22 protein-coding genes are annotated in these 19,940 nt (G+C 40.2%); 16 read left to right on the forward strand and 6 right to left on the reverse strand.

Annotation, left to right across the window (positions count from 1 at the left end; all coding sequences use genetic code 11):
• Positions 1–179 precede the first annotated feature (179 nt).
• Positions 180–812 carry an endonuclease III gene (gene nth / locus UNSWCS_RS09720; protein WP_021088376.1) on the reverse strand — a complete coding sequence of 211 codons (633 nt, stop codon included), beginning with the start codon at positions 810–812 and terminating at the stop codon, positions 180–182.
• Positions 813–906: 94 nt separating this feature from the next.
• On the opposite strand from nth, the gene UNSWCS_RS09725 reads away from it, so the two are divergent.
• From UNSWCS_RS09725 to UNSWCS_RS09755, 7 genes are all read left to right on the forward strand, one after another.
• On the forward strand, positions 907–1,725 hold the full coding sequence (locus tag UNSWCS_RS09725; protein ID WP_009294116.1) for a peptidylprolyl isomerase: 819 nt from the start codon (positions 907–909) through the stop codon (positions 1,723–1,725).
• 15 nt (positions 1,726–1,740) lie between these two features.
• Positions 1,741–2,805: a class II fructose-bisphosphate aldolase gene (fbaA, locus tag UNSWCS_RS09730; protein WP_009294115.1), complete on the forward strand. Its 1,065-nt coding sequence runs from the start codon at positions 1,741–1,743 to the stop codon at positions 2,803–2,805.
• A 4-nt stretch (positions 2,806–2,809) separates the two neighbouring features.
• Positions 2,810–4,123: a MotA/TolQ/ExbB proton channel family protein gene (locus UNSWCS_RS09735; protein WP_021088366.1), complete on the forward strand. Its 1,314-nt coding sequence runs from the start codon at positions 2,810–2,812 to the stop codon at positions 4,121–4,123.
• Complete coding sequence (locus UNSWCS_RS09740; protein ID WP_035143901.1) at positions 4,120–5,211, forward strand: OmpA family protein; 1,092 nt, start codon at positions 4,120–4,122, stop codon at positions 5,209–5,211. The genes UNSWCS_RS09735 and UNSWCS_RS09740 overlap by 4 nt, the downstream gene beginning before the upstream one ends.
• Positions 5,204–6,055: a pyridoxal-phosphate dependent enzyme gene (locus UNSWCS_RS09745; protein WP_021088363.1), complete on the forward strand. Its 852-nt coding sequence runs from the start codon at positions 5,204–5,206 to the stop codon at positions 6,053–6,055. Before UNSWCS_RS09740 ends, UNSWCS_RS09745 begins: the two co-directional genes overlap by 8 nt.
• The gene (gene hisD / locus UNSWCS_RS09750) at positions 6,052–7,344 is read left to right on the forward strand and encodes a histidinol dehydrogenase (RefSeq protein ID WP_021088360.1); all 1,293 of its coding nucleotides are present in this window, start codon (positions 6,052–6,054) and stop codon (positions 7,342–7,344) included. The genes UNSWCS_RS09745 and hisD overlap by 4 nt, the downstream gene beginning before the upstream one ends.
• 139 nt (positions 7,345–7,483) lie before the next feature.
• On the forward strand, positions 7,484–8,239 hold the full coding sequence (locus UNSWCS_RS09755; RefSeq protein WP_035143903.1) for a flagellin: 756 nt from the start codon (positions 7,484–7,486) through the stop codon (positions 8,237–8,239).
• Between the two features lie 392 nt (positions 8,240–8,631).
• On the opposite strand, the gene rpoD is transcribed toward UNSWCS_RS09755, so the two are convergent.
• Entirely contained in the window at positions 8,632–10,485 is a 1,854-nt protein-coding gene (rpoD, locus tag UNSWCS_RS09760) for an RNA polymerase sigma factor RpoD (RefSeq protein ID WP_021088371.1), read from the reverse strand.
• A 149-nt stretch (positions 10,486–10,634) separates the two neighbouring features.
• Between rpoD and UNSWCS_RS09765 the strand changes: the two genes are divergently transcribed.
• Positions 10,635–11,444: a flagellar hook-basal body protein gene (locus tag UNSWCS_RS09765; protein ID WP_002942044.1), complete on the forward strand. Its 810-nt coding sequence runs from the start codon at positions 10,635–10,637 to the stop codon at positions 11,442–11,444.
• A gap of 15 nt (positions 11,445–11,459) precedes the next feature.
• The gene (gene flgG / locus UNSWCS_RS09770; protein WP_002942100.1) at positions 11,460–12,248 is read left to right on the forward strand and encodes a flagellar basal-body rod protein FlgG; all 789 of its coding nucleotides are present in this window, start codon (positions 11,460–11,462) and stop codon (positions 12,246–12,248) included.
• A 121-nt stretch (positions 12,249–12,369) separates the two neighbouring features.
• On the opposite strand, the gene UNSWCS_RS09780 is transcribed toward flgG, so the two are convergent.
• From UNSWCS_RS09780 to UNSWCS_RS09790, 3 genes are all read right to left on the reverse strand, one after another.
• Positions 12,370–13,113 (reverse strand): tetratricopeptide repeat protein, encoded by a 744-nt coding sequence (locus UNSWCS_RS09780; RefSeq protein WP_021088377.1) that lies wholly within the window; start codon positions 13,111–13,113, stop codon positions 12,370–12,372.
• 78 nt (positions 13,114–13,191) lie between these two features.
• Entirely contained in the window at positions 13,192–13,599 is a 408-nt protein-coding gene (locus UNSWCS_RS09785) for a sel1 repeat family protein (RefSeq protein ID WP_200862625.1), read from the reverse strand.
• A 42-nt stretch (positions 13,600–13,641) separates the two neighbouring features.
• Positions 13,642–14,601 carry a tetratricopeptide repeat protein gene (locus UNSWCS_RS09790; RefSeq protein ID WP_021088375.1) on the reverse strand — a complete coding sequence of 320 codons (960 nt, stop codon included), beginning with the start codon at positions 14,599–14,601 and terminating at the stop codon, positions 13,642–13,644.
• Between the two features lie 191 nt (positions 14,602–14,792).
• Between UNSWCS_RS09790 and UNSWCS_RS09795 the strand changes: the two genes are divergently transcribed.
• The 4 genes from UNSWCS_RS09795 to UNSWCS_RS09810 all read left to right on the forward strand — a co-directional run bounded on the left by UNSWCS_RS09795 (position 14,793) and on the right by UNSWCS_RS09810 (position 17,552).
• On the forward strand, positions 14,793–15,413 hold the full coding sequence (locus tag UNSWCS_RS09795; protein ID WP_235044404.1) for an AzlC family ABC transporter permease: 621 nt from the start codon (positions 14,793–14,795) through the stop codon (positions 15,411–15,413).
• Complete coding sequence (locus UNSWCS_RS09800; RefSeq protein WP_021088359.1) at positions 15,410–15,745, forward strand: branched-chain amino acid transporter permease; 336 nt, start codon at positions 15,410–15,412, stop codon at positions 15,743–15,745. The genes UNSWCS_RS09795 and UNSWCS_RS09800 overlap by 4 nt, the downstream gene beginning before the upstream one ends.
• Before the next feature lie 85 nt (positions 15,746–15,830).
• The gene (locus UNSWCS_RS09805; protein ID WP_035143902.1) at positions 15,831–16,877 is read left to right on the forward strand and encodes a type II asparaginase; all 1,047 of its coding nucleotides are present in this window, start codon (positions 15,831–15,833) and stop codon (positions 16,875–16,877) included.
• A 183-nt stretch (positions 16,878–17,060) separates the two neighbouring features.
• Entirely contained in the window at positions 17,061–17,552 is a 492-nt protein-coding gene (locus UNSWCS_RS09810; protein ID WP_021088367.1) for a DUF1877 family protein, read from the forward strand.
• A gap of 44 nt (positions 17,553–17,596) precedes the next feature.
• Here the strand turns inward: UNSWCS_RS09810 and UNSWCS_RS12015 are convergent, their stop codons facing one another.
• The gene (locus UNSWCS_RS12015) at positions 17,597–17,794 is read right to left on the reverse strand and encodes a hypothetical protein (RefSeq protein ID WP_021088373.1); all 198 of its coding nucleotides are present in this window, start codon (positions 17,792–17,794) and stop codon (positions 17,597–17,599) included.
• A gap of 49 nt (positions 17,795–17,843) precedes the next feature.
• On the opposite strand from UNSWCS_RS12015, the gene UNSWCS_RS09820 reads away from it, so the two are divergent.
• The 3 genes from UNSWCS_RS09820 to UNSWCS_RS09830 all read left to right on the forward strand — a co-directional run bounded on the left by UNSWCS_RS09820 (position 17,844) and on the right by UNSWCS_RS09830 (position 19,787).
• The gene (locus UNSWCS_RS09820) at positions 17,844–18,443 is read left to right on the forward strand and encodes a LysE family translocator (protein ID WP_021088369.1); all 600 of its coding nucleotides are present in this window, start codon (positions 17,844–17,846) and stop codon (positions 18,441–18,443) included.
• Between the two features lie 73 nt (positions 18,444–18,516).
• Positions 18,517–18,876 (forward strand): DsrE/DsrF/TusD sulfur relay family protein, encoded by a 360-nt coding sequence (locus UNSWCS_RS09825; protein ID WP_021088370.1) that lies wholly within the window; start codon positions 18,517–18,519, stop codon positions 18,874–18,876.
• A gap of 17 nt (positions 18,877–18,893) precedes the next feature.
• Positions 18,894–19,787 carry a DUF4299 family protein gene (locus UNSWCS_RS09830; protein ID WP_021088365.1) on the forward strand — a complete coding sequence of 298 codons (894 nt, stop codon included), beginning with the start codon at positions 18,894–18,896 and terminating at the stop codon, positions 19,785–19,787.
• The last annotated feature ends 153 nt before the right edge of the window (positions 19,788–19,940 follow it).

The following is a 19,940-nucleotide window of genomic DNA, read 5'->3' on the forward strand; positions in this document are numbered from 1 at the left end:
GGAGAAAAAAGCAGGTCTTAGTGCATGTTCTATTGGACCAAATATCTACTCACCTCACTCTACAAGAGAGCACTGCGAAGTAGCCTCTGCACTTTTTATAGAAAAAGTCGTTCGCGGTATCGTTAAAAAATATAACTCATAAAAAGTAAAATTTGCTAGAAATTTCTAGCAAATTTTATCTATATCACCTTATCTTTGCTCTTACAAAGATCACTTAATATGCACTCAAAACAAAGCGGTTTTTTAGCCTTGCAGGTGTAGCGCCCAAAAAGCACCATGCCTTGATGAAGCTTGCCAAGATCAGTTTTAAAGGCACGGCTTAGATCATCCTCAGTCGCTTCTGGCGTCTTTGCCTCGCTTAAGCCAAGCCTGTGTGATACTCTAAAAACATGCGTATCAACAGCCATGACGTTTGCGTTTGTAGCCTCTAAAAGCACGACGTGGGCGGTCTTTTGCCCAACTCCAGCAAGGGCTTTTAGCTTCTCTTCATCAAGCGGAATTTCTCCGTTATAAAGCTCAACCACGCTGTTTGCCATCTTAATCAAATTTACGGCTTTGTTGTTAAAAAAGCTGCACGAGTTTATCATGAGCTTTAGACTGGCTAAATTTGCACTTGCTAGCTCAAAAATGTCTTTATACGCCTCAAATAGGGCAGGTGTGATCAAATTTACCCTTTTGTCTGTGCACTGAGCTGAGAGCATGACGCAGACAAGAAGTTCATATAAATTTCTAAATTTAAGCTCGCTTTTGGCGTCTTTAAACTCTTCTAAAAGCCTCTTTTTTATCTCTAAAATATCTTTTTTTGTTCTCATTTGGCTATTTTACCTAAAATTGCAAGTTAAACGAAAAGTTACCGCATTATTTGATATAATTTTGCCCATAAAATCAATTTTTTAAAGGATTTATATGAAAAAATTTTTGTTTCCAGCGGTTTTAAGTTTAGCTGCAGCTGTCACTCTAAACGCAGCAGTAGTTGCAACAGTTGATGGCGATGCTATAAACGATAGCGATATCTCAGCTCTTTTATCAGCGGCTATGCCAGGTTTTGACGCTAGCAAGCTTCAACCAAATGAGAAAAAACGTATAATCGACGATCTAATCAACAGAAAACTTCTTTTAAAAGACGCAAAAGCGACAGGCATTGAAAAAGATGTTGATTACATCAAGGCTGTAAAAGCTGCACAAGAAGGCATCGCAGTTGAGCTTTATATGAGAAAATTATTTGACGGTATAAAAGTAAGCGATAGCGATTTAAGAGATTTTTACAACAAAAACAAAGCTAGCATGAACCAACCAGCTCAAGCAAGAGCAAGACATATCTTAGTTGAAGATGAAAAAACAGCAAACGATATCATCGCTCAACTTAAAAATTTAAAAGGCGAGGCTCTAACTAAGAAATTTGCAGAGCTAGCAAGCCAAAAATCAATCGACAAAGGCTCAGCAGCACACGGCGGCGAGCTTGGCTGGTTTGGTCAAAGCCAAATGGTAAAACCTTTTGCAGACGCAGCATTTTCAATGGCTAATGGCACAGTTTCAACTAAGCCAGTTAAAACTCAGTTTGGCTACCACGTTATCTTAAAAGAAGATGGCAAAGCTGCTGGCACTGTAAGCTTTGAACAAGCAAAACCAGAGATCGAGCAAGCTGTAAAAATGGAGAAATTCCAAGCTGCTGTTAGACAAAAAAGTGAAGCTCTACGCCAAAAAGCAAAGATAGAATACAAATAAAATTTGGAGGATAAAATGGGCGTTTTAGATATCGTAAAACCTGGTGTTTTAAGCGGAGATGATGTAACAAAACTTTATGCTTATGCCAAAGAGCAAGGTTTTGCAATACCTGCTGTAAATGTCGTAGGCAGCGACTCAGTAAATGCTGTTTTAGAAGCAGCAAAGGTTGCTAACTCGCCTGTTATCGTTCAGTTTAGTAATGGCGGTGCAGGTTTTTACGCTGGTAAAGCCTGCGAAAATGCAGCCGTTCTTGGTGCGATCGCTGGAGCAAAGCACGTTCATCTGCTTGCCAAGGCTTACGGCGTGCCAGTCATCTTACACACTGACCACGCTGCTAGAAAGCTTTTGCCTTGGATAGATGAGCTAGTAAAAGCAAGTCATGAGTATAAAAAAACTCACGGCGTGCCACTTTTTAGCTCTCACATGCTTGATCTTAGCGAAGAGAATATCAACGAAAATTTAAGCACGTGCGAGAAGTATCTAAAAGAGCTTAGCGAGCTTGGCATCAGCCTAGAGATCGAGCTTGGCGTCACTGGTGGCGAAGAAGATGGCGTAGATAACACAAGTGTTGATAACGCACTTCTTTACACTCAGCCAGAGGATGTCGCGCTTGCTTATGAAAGACTAAGCAAGATAAGCGATAAATTTAGCATCGCAGCTAGCTTTGGCAACGTTCACGGCGTTTATAAACCAGGCAATGTCGTGCTAAGACCAGAAATTCTTAAAAACTCACAAGCCTATGTCGCTAAGAAATTTAACACAAAAAGCGATAAGCCAGTAAATTTTGTATTTCACGGCGGTAGCGGCAGCGAGCTAAAAGATATCAAAAATGCTGTAAGCTACGGCGTTATTAAGATGAACATTGATACCGATACTCAGTGGGCATTTTGGGACGGCGTACGCGAGTATGAGGCTAAAAATAGAGCATACTTGCAAGGTCAGATCGGCAACCCAGAGGGCGATGATAAGCCAAATAAAAAATACTACGATCCAAGGAAATGGCTAAGAAGTGGCGAGGAGAGTATGGTTAAACGTCTTCAGACTGCTTTTAGTGACTTAAACTGCCTAAATAGGAACTAATCCTATGCAAAATCAAAATGATTTTAGTGAGCTAAGCGTGCCAAAAGAGCGCCAAGCTCACTCTTTCTTTGTCTTTTTTAAAGTTATCTTTATCCCTTTAGCTATCTATATCTTGGCGATACTAGCGTATCTTGGCGTTATAAATTTTCAGATGAAGCTTCACACCATCGTTATGATGGGCGTTATACTCTTTGTCGCTTTTATATTTTCACGCCACAGCGCTTTGGTCGCTTACTCAAATTTCTTAGCAAATGCCAAAGACTACAAGATAAGGCTAAAAGAATTTATCATCACTCACCTTTTTGAAATTTCAAGCGTCAAAAAGGCAAACGCTAAATTTGAAGATTTTTTTGAGAGCTATACAAGAAATTTTAGAAATGACAACCTAGCAAACATCGGCCAAGCAGTCTTTCCTATGCTTGGAATTTTGGGCACATTTATCAGTATCGCTATCTCTATGCCAAGCTTTAGCTCAAGCACCGCAAACGGACTTGAAAAAGAGATTGCTATACTGCTAAACGGCGTGGCTACGGCATTTTATGTATCGATATACGGCATATTTTTAGCGCTTTGGTGGATGTTCTTTGAAAAGATCGGCATTAGTAAATTTGAGAGATTTTATAGCGAGCAAAAAGAGCTAAGCCGTGAGTTTTTCTGGCAGGAAAATGAGCTAAATGCAAATTTCATGAAGGCAAGTGTAGGCTACTTTAAAGATAGTCACGATGCCTTTAAAATGGTGCTTGATGATAAATTTATAAAAGAGCTAAGCGAGCAGACAAATGAGAAATTTAACAGCCTAAAAGAGCTTTGCGAGGTTGAAAAAAATATCATCAATCAAAGCAAGGCAGAGCTTAGCGCAAATTTAAAAATGCTAAATGAATCTGGGCTAAAACAAGATGAATTTGTAAAAATCCACTCCGATATATTAAAGGCGGTTGGCGCGTTTTCTAATGCCTTTAAGGATATGGAGGTTAAAATTTTAACCGAGCATGCAAAGCTTGGCGAAATTTTTAGTAGAAATTTAAACGCCACAAAAGAGAGCCAGCTTAAATTTGAGCAGACTATCAAGAGTTTTGACGCCATTTTAAAAGAATTTTCTCTCTCTTTGATGAAAGAGCAAAACGAGGCACTAAAGGCATTTAGAACCTCGCTCGTGGAGAGTGCGACGATATTTAAGGCGGCTTATGAGCAAGAGGGCAGGAGCTTGGAGCGCGAAAAAGAGCGTGAGAGCCTCATTGCTGAGCTTAAGAAGAACATAGACGAGATCGATAAAGAAGCAAATTCTGTAATAGAAAAAATCGAAAATCTAGTGCAATGAAAATAAACAAAAATAACGAAGATCAATCGAGCTTTTGGGTTTCGTACGCGGACTTGATGGCGGGTCTGCTCTTTGTTTTTATGCTGCTAATCGGCGCTGTCGTCGTAAAATACGTCCTAACTCAAAACACCCTTGAAAATAAAGAGCAAGCCATCATCACAGCTTTAGCAAATTTAAAAGACGCCCAGGGCAGAAATTTCACCCTTGAAGAGCTAAATGACGCCCTAAAAAGCGAGCTTTCAAAGATAAGCGACGAAAACATAAATTTAAAAAAATCAAATGAAATTTTTGTCATTCAAATAGACGCCCTAAAAGAAAAACTAGCCCAGCTCATAAACGAAAACAAGGACGCAAATGCGAGCATAAAAGAGCTAAATGTCAGCATTTTTGATCTAAACCAAAAGATGATCGTGCTAAATGATGAAATTTCATCAAAAGATAGAGCGCTTAGCGAGGCAAATGCAAGTAGCGAGAAAAATTTAGCCAAGATCGCCTTCTTGCTCGAGCAAGTGAGCAAAAAAGAGGCTAGATATGACGAGCTTTTAAGGGATCTAAACATCACTCGTGACAGGGTCAAAAACCTAACTGGCATAAAAGTAAAAGTGATCTCCGCCCTAAAAGACAGGCTAGGATCTAGCATCGAGATCGACCCAAACTCAGGCGCGCTAAAGCTTAGCTCATCAGTGCTTTTTGATAAGGGCAGCGCGGTCTTAAAAGAAGATGTCAAAGGAGAGCTAAAGGCCACGCTTAGTAAGTATTTTGACGTGCTTTTAAATGATAAAGAGATCGCCTCAAATATCGACCAGATCGTCATAGAGGGCTTTACAGATAGCGATGGAAGCTACATTTATAACTTAGAGCTTTCGCAAAAAAGAGCCTATGCGGTTATGGAGTTTATAAACTCATTTAGCGACGATGCGCGCCTTAGAAAGCTGCTTGTCGCAAGTGGCAGAAGCTACAACGAGCTAGTTTTTAAAGACGGAGCCGAGGACAAGGACGCTTCAAGGCGCATCGAGATCAAATTTTCACTCTCAAACAAAGAGGCTATCAACGAGATAGAGAAATTTTTGGAGTTTAAGGGTGATTGATAAAATTCGCTTAAGAGGGCGAGAATTTTGGCTTTTAAGAGATGACTTGCTAGGCAAGTTTAACGGCAATAAAGCAAGAAAACTAGAGTATTTTCTAAAGGCTGATCTTAGCGGCATCAAAGCCATCGTATCTCACGGCTCAAGCCAGTCAAATGCCATGTATAGCCTAAGTCTTTTTGCCAAGCTAAAAGGGCTTAAATTTTACTACGTCGTCTCACATCTAAGCTCAAATTTAGAGCAAGATCCAGTTGGGAATTTTAAATTTGCACTTGAAAATGGCATGGAAATTTTTGTGAAAGAGGAGCGTGAGAAATTTGCTAAAGAGCTAGCTAGAAGCAAAAATGCACTCTTTATAAATGAGGGCGTAGCGCAAAGCGAGGCTGAGCTTGGCTTTATCACGCAGGCACGAGAGATAAATGAGTGGAGCAAAAAAAGTGGTATAAAGCCTGATATCTTCTTGCCATCAGGCACTGGCACAAGTGCATGCTATCTGGCAAAACACACCGATCTTAGGGTCTTTACAGCCCCTTGCGTAGGGGATAGCGACTATCTAAAAAAGCAAATTTATGAGCTAGATAAAAACAGCAAAGTGCAAATTTTAAATCCCCCAAAGAAGTATTATTTTGGAAATTTATACAAAGAGCTTTATGAAATTTGGCTTGAGGTTTGTAAAAGTGGCGTGGAGTTTGAGCTGATTTACGACCCAGTGGGCTTTATGACGCTTTTTGCAAATTTAGACAAGCTTGGGAGCGAAATTTTATATATCCACCAGGGCGGAATTTTGGGTAACATTACACAGAAACAAAGATATGAGAGAAAACTAAAAATAAAGGATCATAAATGAAGTTTTTACACAGCAGCGATGCTGACTTTGAGAGTAAATTTTCGCAGCTTGTTAGGCGAAGTGACAATGATATGAGTGCCGTGATGCCAGTGGTTACAGGCATCATAGACGAGATAAGAAAAGATGGCGATAGCGCACTTTTTACCCAGATAAGTAAATTTGATAAATTTAGTGTCACAAGCAAAAACGACATAATAATCGACGTAAAAGAGATGGAGGCGGCCTACAATTCGCTAGATAACGCTCTAAGAGTGGCTCTAAATTTAGCACACGACAGGATAAAAAGCTATCACGAGCGCACAAAACCAAGTGACTGGACCTATAAGGACGAGCACGACATCTTACTTGGCGCAAAATACACCCCAGTTGATCGCGCTGGTCTTTATATCCCAGGCGGCAAGGCGGCATATCCTAGCTCGCTTCTCATGAATGCTATCCCAGCAATCGTAGCTGGCGTAAAGGAGATCGTAGTTTGCACCCCAGCGCCAGGCGGCAAGGTAAATCCTCTGCTTCTTGCGGCGATGCATCTATGTGGCATCAAAACAGCCTTTAAAATAGGCGGTGCAAGCGCTATTGCAGCGATGGCTTACGGCACAGCGACCGTGCCAAAGGTCGATGTCATCACAGGACCTGGCAACATCTACGTAGCGACTGCTAAAAAGCTAGTTTATGGCGACGTAAATATCGATATGATCGCAGGTCCAAGCGAGATAGGCGTGATCGCTGATGATAGTGCGGACCCTCGCCACATAGCGATCGATCTACTCTCACAAGCCGAGCACGACGAGATCGCAAGTGCCTTTTTGATAACGCCAGTGGAGGCCTTCGCAAGGGCGGTGCAAAGACACGTGGAGGACGAGCTAAAAACTCTAAAACGAGAACCAATCGCTAGTGCTAGTATGAGAAATAAAGCCGCTATTATCGTCGCAAAAGACCTAGAGGAGTGCTTTAAACTGATGAATGAGCTTGCAGTGGAGCACCTAGAGATCGCTACAAACGACGCTTTGAGCTATATGGACGAGGTAAAACACGCTGGAGCGATATTTTTTGGACACTTCACACCTGAAGCGATGGGCGACTACATCACTGGACCAAACCACACCTTGCCAACTGGCGGAAGTGCGAGATTTTACTCGCCGCTTGGAGTTGAAAATTTCATGAAGCGAAGCTCTATCATATCAGTTAGCAGAAAAGGTATCATGCATCTTGGCAAACCATGCATGCAGCTAGCCGAAGCCGAAGGACTAACAGCCCATAAAAGATCAATCGCCGTGAGATTAGAGGATTAAAAAATGAAATTTGATTTTAGAAAATTTAAAATTTTCTAAAATCTTTTTAAAAATATTTTTTGCTTTAAGAAATATTTTTGCAACTTTTTATGAAATTTATAGTAAAATCCATCACGAAACTACTAAAAAAGGAGTTGATATGAAGTTAGGAACTTATACTGCAAACCAGGCTTCAGGAAACTATTATTTAGATCAAGCTAAAAATAGCGAGAAAAAGGCGCTAAACGCCATCTCTGCAAATAGCGAGATCAAAGCATCAGGTGCAAATTTGCAAATCGCAGAGAGCTTACTTTCACAAACAAATGTCCTAAATGAGGACATGGCAAATGCAAACGATATGATCGGTATGCTTCAGATCGCCGACTCAACGCTTTTAAATTTAAGTGAGAGTGCGGACAAGATCGGCGAGCTATCAAGCAAGCTTTCAAATCCAGCTCTTTCAGCGAACGAGCAAAAGGGCATAAAAGGCGAGATAAATTCGCTTAAAAATGCGATGAGCGACAGTGTAAAAGAGGCTAAATTTAACGGCAAAAACGTTTTTGACGCCGAGCTTGGCTTTTTTACAGGTGATGGCACAAAAAATATAAATTTAAGCACAAATGCTCTTTTAAATGTTAAAGAGGATGGCTCAAATTCTGGCGATATTTTGAAAAATATAAATTCACTTCGCTCAGAGATCGGCTCGACACAAAATGCTGTATTTAAGGGTATGAATGCTCTAGCTGCTAGAAGCGTAGCAAATGCTAATAGCGTAGAAAATCTTGATAGCAGCGACATCGCAAAGAGCTTGGAAGAAAATTTACAAGCAAATTTAAAGCTACATGCTGCCTCTTTGGCTAAAGCTCACGACACTACGAGCTTGGCTGCAAAACTAGATAAACTTCTAGGTGAATAAATTTTTACCGGTCTTGTGCCGGTAAAACTCTCTTTTTATTTTTTATGCTTTACTTTTTGATTTTAGAATATATTTGCAAACCAAAAATTTGATATTTCTCGTTTGAAATTTTATAGCAAGTGTGTCCTAAAAACGAAGGTTAAGTTAATTATTCTTTAAGATAAGAGCTATATGTAATATTTAAAACAATTTTTGGGTATAGATGCTATAAATTTTTTCAAAGAAAAGCTGTCTAAACAAGAGTATATACACCAAAATAGGGCAAAACGCTATACAAAAACATTAAATTTTTACTTGTATCTTTTGGCGCTTTGGTCGCAAGGATAACTTAATTATAGACTAGGATATAAATTTAAAGAGTTTAGGGCAGATGCCCAAAAGGGTAGGGCTTGTTAGCCCTCGATGTAGTTTTTAAGTTTTCTACCAACTTTTGGGTGTTTTAGTTTCTTGATAGCCGAGCTTTCTATCTGGCGGACACGCTCACGAGTGACGTTTAGTGCCTTGCCGATCTCTTCAAGTGTGCGGTCGCTCTCATCTTCAAGCAAGCCAAATCTCATCGAAATAACCGCTTTTTCGCGCTCATTTAGCTGTGAAAGCACATCGTCGATCTGCTCTCTAAGGTCACTTTTTAAAATTTGATCTATCGGTGATAGTGAAGTTTTGTCTTCAACAAAATCTCCAAATTTACCATCCTCTTCGTTTGCGATTGGAGCTTCAAGGCTGATAGGCTCTTTTGTGATCTTGATCACTTGTTTTACTTTATCAACGCTTAGTCCGACCTCTTTTGCGATGACGCTTACGTCAGGCTCTTTGCCTTCTTCTTGGAGGTATTTGCGGTTGATTTTGTTGATGCGGTTTATCGTCTCTATCATGTGGATAGGTATCCTAATCGTCCTTGCCTGATCAGCGATAGCGCGCGAGATAGCCTGGCGGATCCACCATGTGGCGTAGGTTGAAAATTTATATCCTTTTCTATATTCAAATTTATCAACCGCCTTCATAAGGCCGATGTTGCCCTCTTGGATGAGATCAAGAAATGGCAAGCCCCTGTTTGTATAACGTTTTGCGATACTTACGACTAGACGGAGGTTTGACTTAGCCATTCTAGCTTTTGCTTCGTCTGAAATTTTCTTTCCGCGTTTGATCTGCTCTAAAATCTCTTTTAGTCTTGCTGGCTCAAGGTCAAAGCCTTGTTTGCTAGCCTCTTTTGTCGTAAAAAGCTTTTTGATCTCGACGTAGGTTGAGACCATCGTAGCCTCTGGCACGCGGGCTGCGATCTCTTCTTTGCTAAGTTTGATGATATCTTTTAAGATGCTTTTGTGATTTTTCTTTAGCTCGTCACTAAACATCGGCAAGCGATACTCCAAGCGTTTTAGCTCTCTATCAAATTCATCGTCGCTTTTTAGCGCTGTCTCCATTGATTTTACGATTTCGCTTATGAGTTTGCTTGTTGGACCAAGATCCATCAGCTTCTCTTTTAAAATTTTCTTTTTAAATGCAAGAGTCATCTTTGAAGCTGTGTCGTCGCTTTCAACTTTATCTTGCTTATTTGCGGTCTTTAGCCACTCTTTTTTAGCCTTTTCAAGGGCTTTGAAGCTCTCTATAACTTTTTCTGCACGCTTGTCGTTTTTGGCTGATTTCTTAGGAGTTTCGTTCTCTTCGTTCTCCTCATCCTCTTCGTCTATATCCTCTTCGCTCTCTTCATTTTCATTTTCGCCCTCATCCTCAAAGCTTTTAAAAAGCTCTTTTACGCGGCGCTCTCTGTTGATAAGCGGCTCTTTGTAATCAAGTATAAAATCGATCAAAAACGGCACTGAGCAAAATGCATCGATGATGATATCTTCGCCAAGCTCGATCCTCTTGCTGATCTCGACCTCTTCTTCTTTTGTGAGAAGTGCTATCTGGCCCATCTCTCTTAGATACATCCTTACTGGACTATCTGATCTTGACCACTCTAAAAGATCGCTTTCACCTGAAAGATCGAGGTCTTCGTCGATATCTTGGTCGCTTTTTTGAGCATTTTCTTGACGTTTTTTAGCGTCAGCTAAATTTCTAAGCTTTGCAGCCTCAGCAGATGTGATGAGCTGGACTTTGTTTGTTTTTGCGAGTTGTTCTATCTTCTTTACTATCGTAGCCGTCGGAGCTTTGTCTAATAATTTTACTAATTTTTCGTATGTCAAAAAGCCTTTTGCATTTTCAACAAAAAGCTCTTCTATCTGAGAAAAAGAGTCTTTTGCGGCGCTCATAAATTTCCTTTCAAATCGTATCATCGTGATTTAAGTATTGGTTAAAAGAAAGTGGATTATACCCAAAATTTTTTAAATGTCTATAAAAAGAAAGTTGGAACGATGATTGCTTAGTAATTCTAAAAATCAAATTTTGATTAGGAAAATTTATGCAAAATGGTTATTATCAAGCCACTGCTGGCATGGTAACTCAGTTTAACAGACTAAATGTCATCTCAAACAACCTTGCAAATGTAAATACGATCGGCTACAAGCGAAACGACGTAGTTATCGGCGACTTTGCGAGAATTTTTAAAGAGACGCAAGATGAGCTTCCGCTTAAAAATCACACAAAAGACGGAGCTAAATTTCTAAATAGAACGCTTGATCGTGTGCCACAAGTGAGCGAAGAATATACCGACTTTAGCGCTGGTGGCTTTAAATACAGCTCAAATACGCTTGACTTTGCGATAAAAAGAGACGATGCTTTTTTCTTAGTCGATACTCCAAATGGCGTAAAACTAAGCAAAAATGGCTCTTTTAGCCTTGACGCGGACGGCTATATTGTCACAAAAGAGGGCTACAGGGTGCTGCCAAGTGGCTATGAAGCGCAAAATCCTGGTCAAAGAGGCATCCAAGTGCCACAAGGCGAGGTGCTAACCGTTGATAAAAATGGAAATTTATACTCAAATAACAATCAATTTTCTAAATTTTACATCGCTCAGCCAAGAGAGATAAGGGATCTAAAAAAGGTTGGCGATAATCTCTTTGAGAGTAGAAATTTTGACGACATAACAGAGCTTGACGAGGCTGATAGCGTGATGCAAGGCTACGCTCAAATGTCAAATGTAAATCCAGTCTTAGAAATGGTGGGTCTTATAGAAACCCAGCGCTTAGTTGATATGTATCAAAAGGTTATGACAAGCCACATGACTGACCTTAACCAAGATGCTGTTCAAAAACTAGCCCTAAAAGCTTAATAAAAGGATAAAACTATGATGAGATCACTTTACACTGCGGCTACTGGCATGATCGCCGAGCAGACGCAGATAGACGTAACCTCACACAACATCGCAAACGTAAATACCTATGGATATAAGAAAAATAGGGCTGAATTTGCCGATCTTATGTATCAAGTCATGGAGTACGCAGGCACGGCTACTAGCCAGACTACCACAAGCCCGACAGGCATCGAAGTAGGTCTTGGTGTGCGCCCAACAGCGATAAATAAAATTTTCTCTCAGGGCTATTTTAAAGAGACTAGCAACAACCTAGATATGGTCATAGCTGGCAACGGCTTTTTTCAAATTCAACTCCCTGATGGCACGACGGCTTACACTAGAAATGGCGCATTTAAGCTTGACGCAAACGGCACGATCGTAAATAGTGACGGCTACCAGCTCATCCCGCAGATCACAGTCCCTGCAAATGCGACGCAAATTTCAATAGGCACAGACGGCACCGTCTCAGTTTTGCAGGCTGGCGAAACCGATATGGCTCAGATAGGTCAGATCGAGCTAGCAAATTTCATAAACCCAGCCGGTCTTCACTCGATGGGCGATAACAACTACCTTCAAACGAGCGCTAGCGGCGACGTGGTGGTAGGTGTAGCTGGCCTTGACGGACTTGGCACCATTAGACAAGGCTTTGTCGAGATGAGTAACGTGCAACTTGTTGAAGAGATGACTGATCTCATCACTGGTCAGCGCGCGTATGAGGCAAACTCAAAGGCGATAACTACGAGTGATTCGATGTTAGAGATAGTAAATGGACTTAAAAGGTAGGTGATATGGACGCGACTTTGGCTATTGTTGGACTTATACTCGTTGCTTTTACGCTTGATGTTTTTTACTTTTCGGACAGGACCCCAAAGGGCAAGGGTCCAAAAGGGCAGGTGCATTAAATTTATAGAGCATTGTAAATTTGGCAGTCTTCGTCGTTGCCTAGCTCGCAGGACTTGCCAAAGTACTTTTTAGCTAAATTTTTATCTCCTTCTGTTTCATAATAAATAACCCCAAGGTTGTGACAACCATCTCCAAAGCCCATTTCGCAAGCTTTTATGAAGAGTTTGCTAGCTCTTTTTTGATCTTTTTCTACATATTTTCCGCTATGAAGCATCATGCCAAGGCTATTGCAGCCTGCTGGAGCGTCTAGGTCGCAGCTCTTTTCAAAGAGCTCTTTTGTCTTTTTGGCATCTTGCTTTACGCCATTTCCGTCATAGTATAAAAGTGCAAGGCCGTAGTATCCGTCGCCATCTTTTAGCTCGCAAGCTCTTAAAAAGAGCTCTTTTGACTTTTTATAGTTTTTATCTAGCGTATAGACAAAGCCGAGCCTTGCGCAGCCAAAGCCATCTTTTAGCTCGCAGCCCTTTTGGTAAAATTTGGCTGCATTTTTGTTATTTACATCTTTTATGTAGTCCATGTCGTAGAGCACGCCCACGCTACTGCAAGCACTTGCGTGTTTTAGCTCGCAAGCTTTTTTGTAAAACTCGCCCGCTTTTTGGTAGTTTTTGCTCTCTTGAAATTTATTACCAAGCTCGTAGCAGCTTATGGCATCAGCCTTTTCGCACTTTGTCTCAAGCGCTTTTTGGTCTAAATTTGCACTCCACAAAAGAGCTGCAGAAGATAAAAGTAAAACGATCTTTTTCATTGCCTACCTTTTTAAAAATTTAAATAAGTTTAGATAAAAAGGTTTAAATTTATAGTAAATATGCTTTTAGGATTAAAATTAATACCCAAGCTTATCTAATAAATTTCTCATATCGCAGCCCTTTTTAAAGCCTAGCTCGCATGATCTTTGAAAGTAGCTTTTGGCAGTCGTTTTATCCTCTTTTTTACCGCCACCCAAAAGCGCGTAGTTAAGAAATCTAGCGTATCTATTTAATATGATAGTTTGATTAAGCTCGCTACTAACGTCATTGTAGCTATTTTGGTAGTTGAGCGCAGCGCTGTAGCAACCCTCTTTCATATCATTTTCGCAAGCTAATAAAAATATCTCTTTTAGCTTTTTAAAATCTTTATCATCGCTTGAAGAGTTATAAATTTTTGTAGCAGCCTTGTAACAGCTCGTTAAATTTGCTCTTATCTCGCCCTCGCTTTGGCACATCTCGTCTAAATTTTCTGCATTTAAAAGCATAATGAGGGATAAAAACAAAATTAGCTTTTTCATAAACGCTTTTTAGTGAAAATCTCTAACTATCTCGCAAGCCTCTTTAAGGCCTAGCTTGCAAGCTTTTTTAAGCTCTTTTTCTGCCAGCTTTTTATCCTTTTTTGTCCCTATGCCATGATAGTAAAAGTATGCAAGATGTTTGCACCCACTTGCGCTATCTAGCCTGCACGATTTGTTGTAGTATCTAAACGCCACTTCATCATCTTTTTCTACGCCAAGTGCGTCGTCGTAAAGGCTGGCTAGGTTATTGCAAGCATCGGCAAAGTCAAGCTTGCAAGCTTTAAAATAGAGCTTGCTGGCCTTTTCATACTCTTTTTGCTCTTGATATAAACTCGCTAGGTTGTAGCAAGAGATGCTAAAGTCGCTATCACAAGCTTTTTTATAAAGCTTTATCGCTTCTTTGTAGTTGCGCTTTACGCCAGGGGTGTTGTGGTATAAAACGGCTAGGTTGTAGCACCCTTCATAGAAATTTTGCTCGCAAACTTCTTTGTAAATTTTAGCAGCCTTTTTGTAGTCTCTTTTTACGCCGCCGCCGTTATTATATAAAACTGCGATGTTAAAACAGCTTTGTATAAAAGCTAGATCGCAACCCTTTTTAAAAGCTTCTAAAGCCTTTTTGTATTCTTTTAACTCTTGATACTCAACACCAAGGTTGTGGCAGGCAAATTTATTGCTCTCATCGCAAGTTTTGTTAAGAATTTCTAGTGATTTTGTCGCGTCTTTTTTTACGCCAAGCCCACTTTTGTAAAACTCAGCCAGATAGATACATGCGTCTAAATTTTTAACCTCGCACTCACTTTTGTAAATTCCAAATAACCTTTTATACTCATCATCGCTGTATCTGCGGCTAAAATCAATGCAGTTATCCTCGATATTACAGCTATTTGCTTGAGGGATTTTGATCTTTGGATTTGTTGTTAGAGCTATTAAATTTAGTGTTAAAAATATTAGTAAAACTATCTTTTTCATAGAAATTTTCTTTATAAATTTTGTTGTTATTTTATAAAATTTAGTTTTAAAATGCGAGTAAGCAGTTAAATTTATAAAAGCAAAAACGCCTCTTTAAATTTAAATTTTTAAATTTTTGCTAATATTTTGGCTTTTTATGAAGGTAAAATTTGACATTTAGCTACGTTTTTAAACTATCCATTCCTATCTTTATGGGCTATTTTCCGCTTGGTGTCGCCTTTGGCGTGCTGGCAAAAAGCATGGGAGTGAGCGCATTTATCGCCATGGCGCTTAGCATGCTTGGATACGGCGGAGCAGCGCAGTTTATGATGCTCTCACTTTTTAGCGTGGGCACGAGCTACGTTGAGGTCTTTATCATGAGCTACCTTGTAAATTTGCGTCACACTTTTTATGGAATTTCACTTTTAAAAGAGTATAGCGGGATCAAATTTAAGCTCTTAAACATCGCTTTGCTAACAGATGAGACCTTTGCGATATTTAAAAATTTGGGGCTAAAAGATGCAAGTGATCGAAGTTTTGTCTTTACCTGGCTAAATCTTCTTTCTTGGTCATACTGGGCGGCTGGAACGCTACTTGGTGCGATACTTGGCGATTTTATAAAGACCGATACAAGGGGACTTGAGTTTAGTTTGACCTCGCTTTTTATAGTAGTCGTCATTGAGATGTTTAAAAATGATAAAAACTACCGCGTGCTCTTTGCGGCGGTCTTTTTTGGAGTGCTTGGAGTGAGCCTGTTTCCAGCTAAATTTGTGCTTGTTGGCTCAATGGCGCTTTGTTTTGTATTTTTACTTTTGTTTAAGGATAAAATTTGATAAGTGTAAGCTCAAGTGAGATGGTGCTTTTTGTGGCGGTGCTTTTAAGCGCCTTGGCTACTTTTATAACGAGGGCGACGCCGTTTTATGCGTTAAGAAACTATAAGTCAAACCCTTATCTAGACGCCATTGAAAAGCACATGGGTATGATGATAATGGTCGTTTTGGTCTGCTACGGGCTAAAAGATACGAAATTTAGCGAGTTTCCATACGGCTTAAGCGAGATAGCGGCGGTTTTTACGGCTGTTTTGGTGCATTTGAAATTCAAAAACGCCCTTCTTAGCATAGTCGTTTCAACTGGAATTTATATGCTTTTAATAAGAATTTTTTAAATAAATATAAATTTTGAAAATTAATAAATTTTTTAAATATATGACGTTATAATGCTCTAGCAAATTTTAATGCAAAGGAGCTAAAATGCGTTTAATCTTTAAGGCGGTGTTACTCATGATTTTAGGTGCTACTTTAGCGGTTGCTAAGCCAACCATCTATATCCTAGCTACTGGTGGAACGATAGCAGGAAGCGGCTCAGGCTCGCTTGACTCTAGCTATACTTCTGGAACTGTTACGGTCGATAAACTAATCGCAGCCGTGCCAGATATCAACAAGATCGCTACCATAAAAGGCGAGCAAATTTCAAATATCGGCTCACAAGATATGAACAACGAAGTTTGGCTTAAGCTTGCAAATAGAATAAATGAGCTTCTAAATAGCGGCAAAGCTGATGGTATCGTCGTTACTCACGGCACAGATACTATGGAAGAGACAGCTTACTTCTTAAATTTAGTCGTTAAAAGCGACAAGCCAGTTGTGCTTGTAGGTGCGATGAGAAATAGCGGCTCACTAAGTGCTGATGGCCCGCTAAATTTATTTAACGCTGTAAACGTTGCTATCAGCAAAGATAGCGTAGGCAAGGGCGTTGTAGTTGTTATGAATGATGAAATTCACGCTGGTAGAGAGGTGACAAAAACTAACACTACAGGCGTTGATACATTTAAATCACCAAACAGCGGCAAAATAGGCACTGTCTTTTACGGCAACGTAAAATACTATATGAATCCGCTCAGAAAACACACAGCAAGCTCAGCTTTTGACCTAACTGGCGTAAAAGAGCTTCCAAGGGTTGATATCATCTACTCTCACGCAAATGACAATCCTGACTTTGTAAACATAGCTGTTAAAAATGGCGCAAAAGGTATCATCAGCGCTGGCCTTGGCAACGGCAACCCTTACTTTAGCGTGTTAGAGGCTCTTGGCGAGGCTTCAAAAGCTGGCGTAGTGGTAGTTCGTGACTCACGTGTGGGAAGCGGCGAGACAACTATGAACGGCGAAGTTGATGACGCAAAATACGGCTTTTTAACAAGCGACAACCTAAACGCTCAAAAAGCTAGAGTGCTTTTGATGCTTGCTCTTACAAAAACAAGCGACAAAGCTAAAATTCAAGAGTTTTTCTTAACTCACTAAGCTTAATTTTAGCGGAGATATCGCGAGTGCTTTTAAGTGAGCTTTGATTTTTCTCATTTGGTAGAAAAATTACGTGTAATATTTAAAATCATCTCACGATATCCGCTTTTTATTGTGCGGAGCTGTTAAATTTATAGCTCCGCCCTCTCTTTTTTAAATTCACATTAAATTTAAGGCTCTAAAATGGGGATTAGTGCGCACTACTACGCCTACTTGCAAGATGATATAGAAAAGATCAAAAATGGCGGCGACGGCGAGCTTTTGGACGAATACGACTTGAATAATTTTTGGGACGCGATGTGTAAGATGCTAACTGGCAAAAATTTCAAGCAGAGGCTTAAGGCTGGTGATATTTTTAGCTCAAAAGAGCCTTTTAGCTGGACAATTTTTGGGCGAAGTGCCTTAAACAAAGAGCTAAGCGAGATGATCTCTTACACAAATGCCACGGATGTAAAAGAGGTGGCTAGGGCGATGAAAAATGTTGAGATTAGCGCACTTTTAGCAAATATAAATTTAAAAGAATTTGCTAGTTCAAACACTTATCCTGATATCTTTGGGAGCGAGAGCGAATTTGAAGATATAAGGGCGAGTTTAAAAGAGCACTTTGCTGGGCTTTTAAATTTTTACCAAAATGCCGCCAGTAAAGGGCTTGGTGTGATAACAGTAATAGCCTAAATTCTAAAATTTATAAATGAAAGGTGAGCCATTTTGCTCTAAATTTAGCCAGCTTTAAAGACAATTAAATTTATAGAGTGCCTACGTGGCAAAAGATAAATTTGCCATCTAGGCTGCGAAACACATATAAAGCAACCTTGTTTTTGCGCTAAATTTATTAAATTTATATGCCTAGCGCCAAAAGTCAAATTTCTCACGTCTAAAAGCAAACTAAATTTGCTAATAAAGCGCTCTTTTATCATAAATTTATAGATTTTGATTTAGCATTTCATTAAAATTTCAAGGCCTCTTATGAATTTCTTGCTATTTTTTATCACCCTTGCGCCCATCTCGATGATGCCAGGCATCAACATGACCTACGCTATGAGCGTTGGTATGAGCTTTGGCTACAAGCACTCGTTTTTTGTGATGGCTGGGCAGCTTTTAGCGATTGCTTTTGTATCGTTTAGCTGTATGCTTGGCGTGGGAGCGGTGCTACATCATTTTGAGTACGCATTTAAGGCGCTAAATATCATCGCAGGCCTTTATATGCTCTATCTTGGCGCGATGCTCTTTTTTGGCAAGGGCGAGCTTAGCATCACAAATGTCTCAAATTTGCCAAGCAAAAAGCAGATGTTTATAAATGGCCTCATCGTTAGCGTCTCAAACCCAAAGGCGTGGATATTTTTCTCAGCCTTGCTGCCTACATTTTTGGATAAAGATGATCCTTTTAGCCTCACTCGCATGTGCGTGATCACCGTAACGCTCGTTTTCATCGAGTTTTGCGCGCTAAATATCTACGCACTTGGCGGAGCTATGCTAAAGAAATTTTTACAAACTCACCTAAGGCTACTTGAAATTTGCACTGCTATCATCGTCTGCACGATCGGCGTGCTCTTGCTTTTTAGATAAATTTATCCCCTTTTTACCTAGCTTGGCTAAAATTTGTCCAGTTTGCACTACATTTTTAGCAAAAGGATAAGAGATGAAAAAATTTCTATTTATATTTACAAATCAGCCATATAATGGCACGGATAACGCTTACAACGCACTAAGGCTGGCTAGAGTGCTAAAAGAAAAGGGCGAAGAGGTTAGGATATTTCTCATGAACGACGCGGTCGATCTTGCGCGAAATAGCACCAAAAAGCCAGAAAACTACGACGTTGATCTAGTAGCGATGCTAAAAGAGCTATACGCTGGTGGCGCGATGCTTAAGGTTTGTGGCAGCTGCCAAACAAGGTGTGGTTTGCATGTGGGAGAGCCTTATTTTGAGGCTGAGGTGAAAGGCAGCATGGATATCTTGTCCGAGTGGGTGAGAGAGTGCGATCAGGTGATGACATTTTAGAGCAAAAAGGAGAATTTATGAGTTTGACATTTAGTGTAAAAAATAAAAAGAAGCTACTTGGCGGATATGCAAAGGCGCTAAGCGAGCGTGAAATTTCAGCTCTTGTTGATGGGCTTTTCTTTTTTAATAGCGAGCAAGAGGAGCCAAGCGCAAATGAGCTGGGTGCTGACGTGATGATAGCAGGCGTGTGGCAAAAGAGCGCTCGTGGCTTTGAGCTAAACTACGAAGATGGCGAGTATATCGTGCGCGTTTATACTCCAAGTGGCGTCGGAGACTGGCAGATCGCACTTGAGCTACTCTCAAAGCTCTCAGCCCAAACTGGCTCAAAAATAGAGTGCGATAACGAAAAAATTTATGATAGCGAGCAAATTTTAAAATTTGACTACGAGGCTGACATCGCAGCTGGACTTGAAGCGTTAAAAGATATAAAAGAGAAAAATCAAACGCTTTATATCTCTGGCGTGGGGCGTGATGTGGCGTTTGACGCGGTTATGGTAGATGAAATCTTTGCTAGTGCCAGCCCTGCGGCTAAATTTGATGAGATGATGAGGCAGGTGCAGTATCTTGACGCATACAGCGCAAAAGAGCACCTCTATCAAGACAAAGACGGCAACGAAATTTTTGGCGCATACACGCTTAGTGAAAATTTGCCGACCATCTTGCCTTATGCTCCATCTCCGTCGTGGCAGGCACAAGAGGCGCTTGGAGATCGCAAGGTATCGCGCTGGGTGCTTACGCTAGTTGTGGGCGTGGATGATAGTGACGCTCAAGTGCTTGATGAGTGTGAATATGGAGCTTTCATGGCAAATTTACCAAAAGAAAAATACCACTTCATCGACGCTGCAAACGTGCTTGTTGAGCCACTTAGTGAAGATGAGATGAAAGAAATTTTGCAAAAGGCTAAGGCTTAAATTTAAAGCTTTAGAGGCTAGTATTAAAATTTGCTTTATAAATATTTTTAGTCAAATTTTCATAATTAATGTGAGGGGGTATAGAAAATGAGAGTGAGAAATTTTAGCGGAAGATTTTTGAAAGCACGTAAAATAGGCACTTTAAAAAGCTTC

Source organism: Campylobacter concisus UNSWCS, assembly GCF_000466685.1.
Taxonomy (GTDB): Bacteria; Campylobacterota; Campylobacteria; order Campylobacterales; family Campylobacteraceae; genus Campylobacter_A; species Campylobacter_A concisus_A.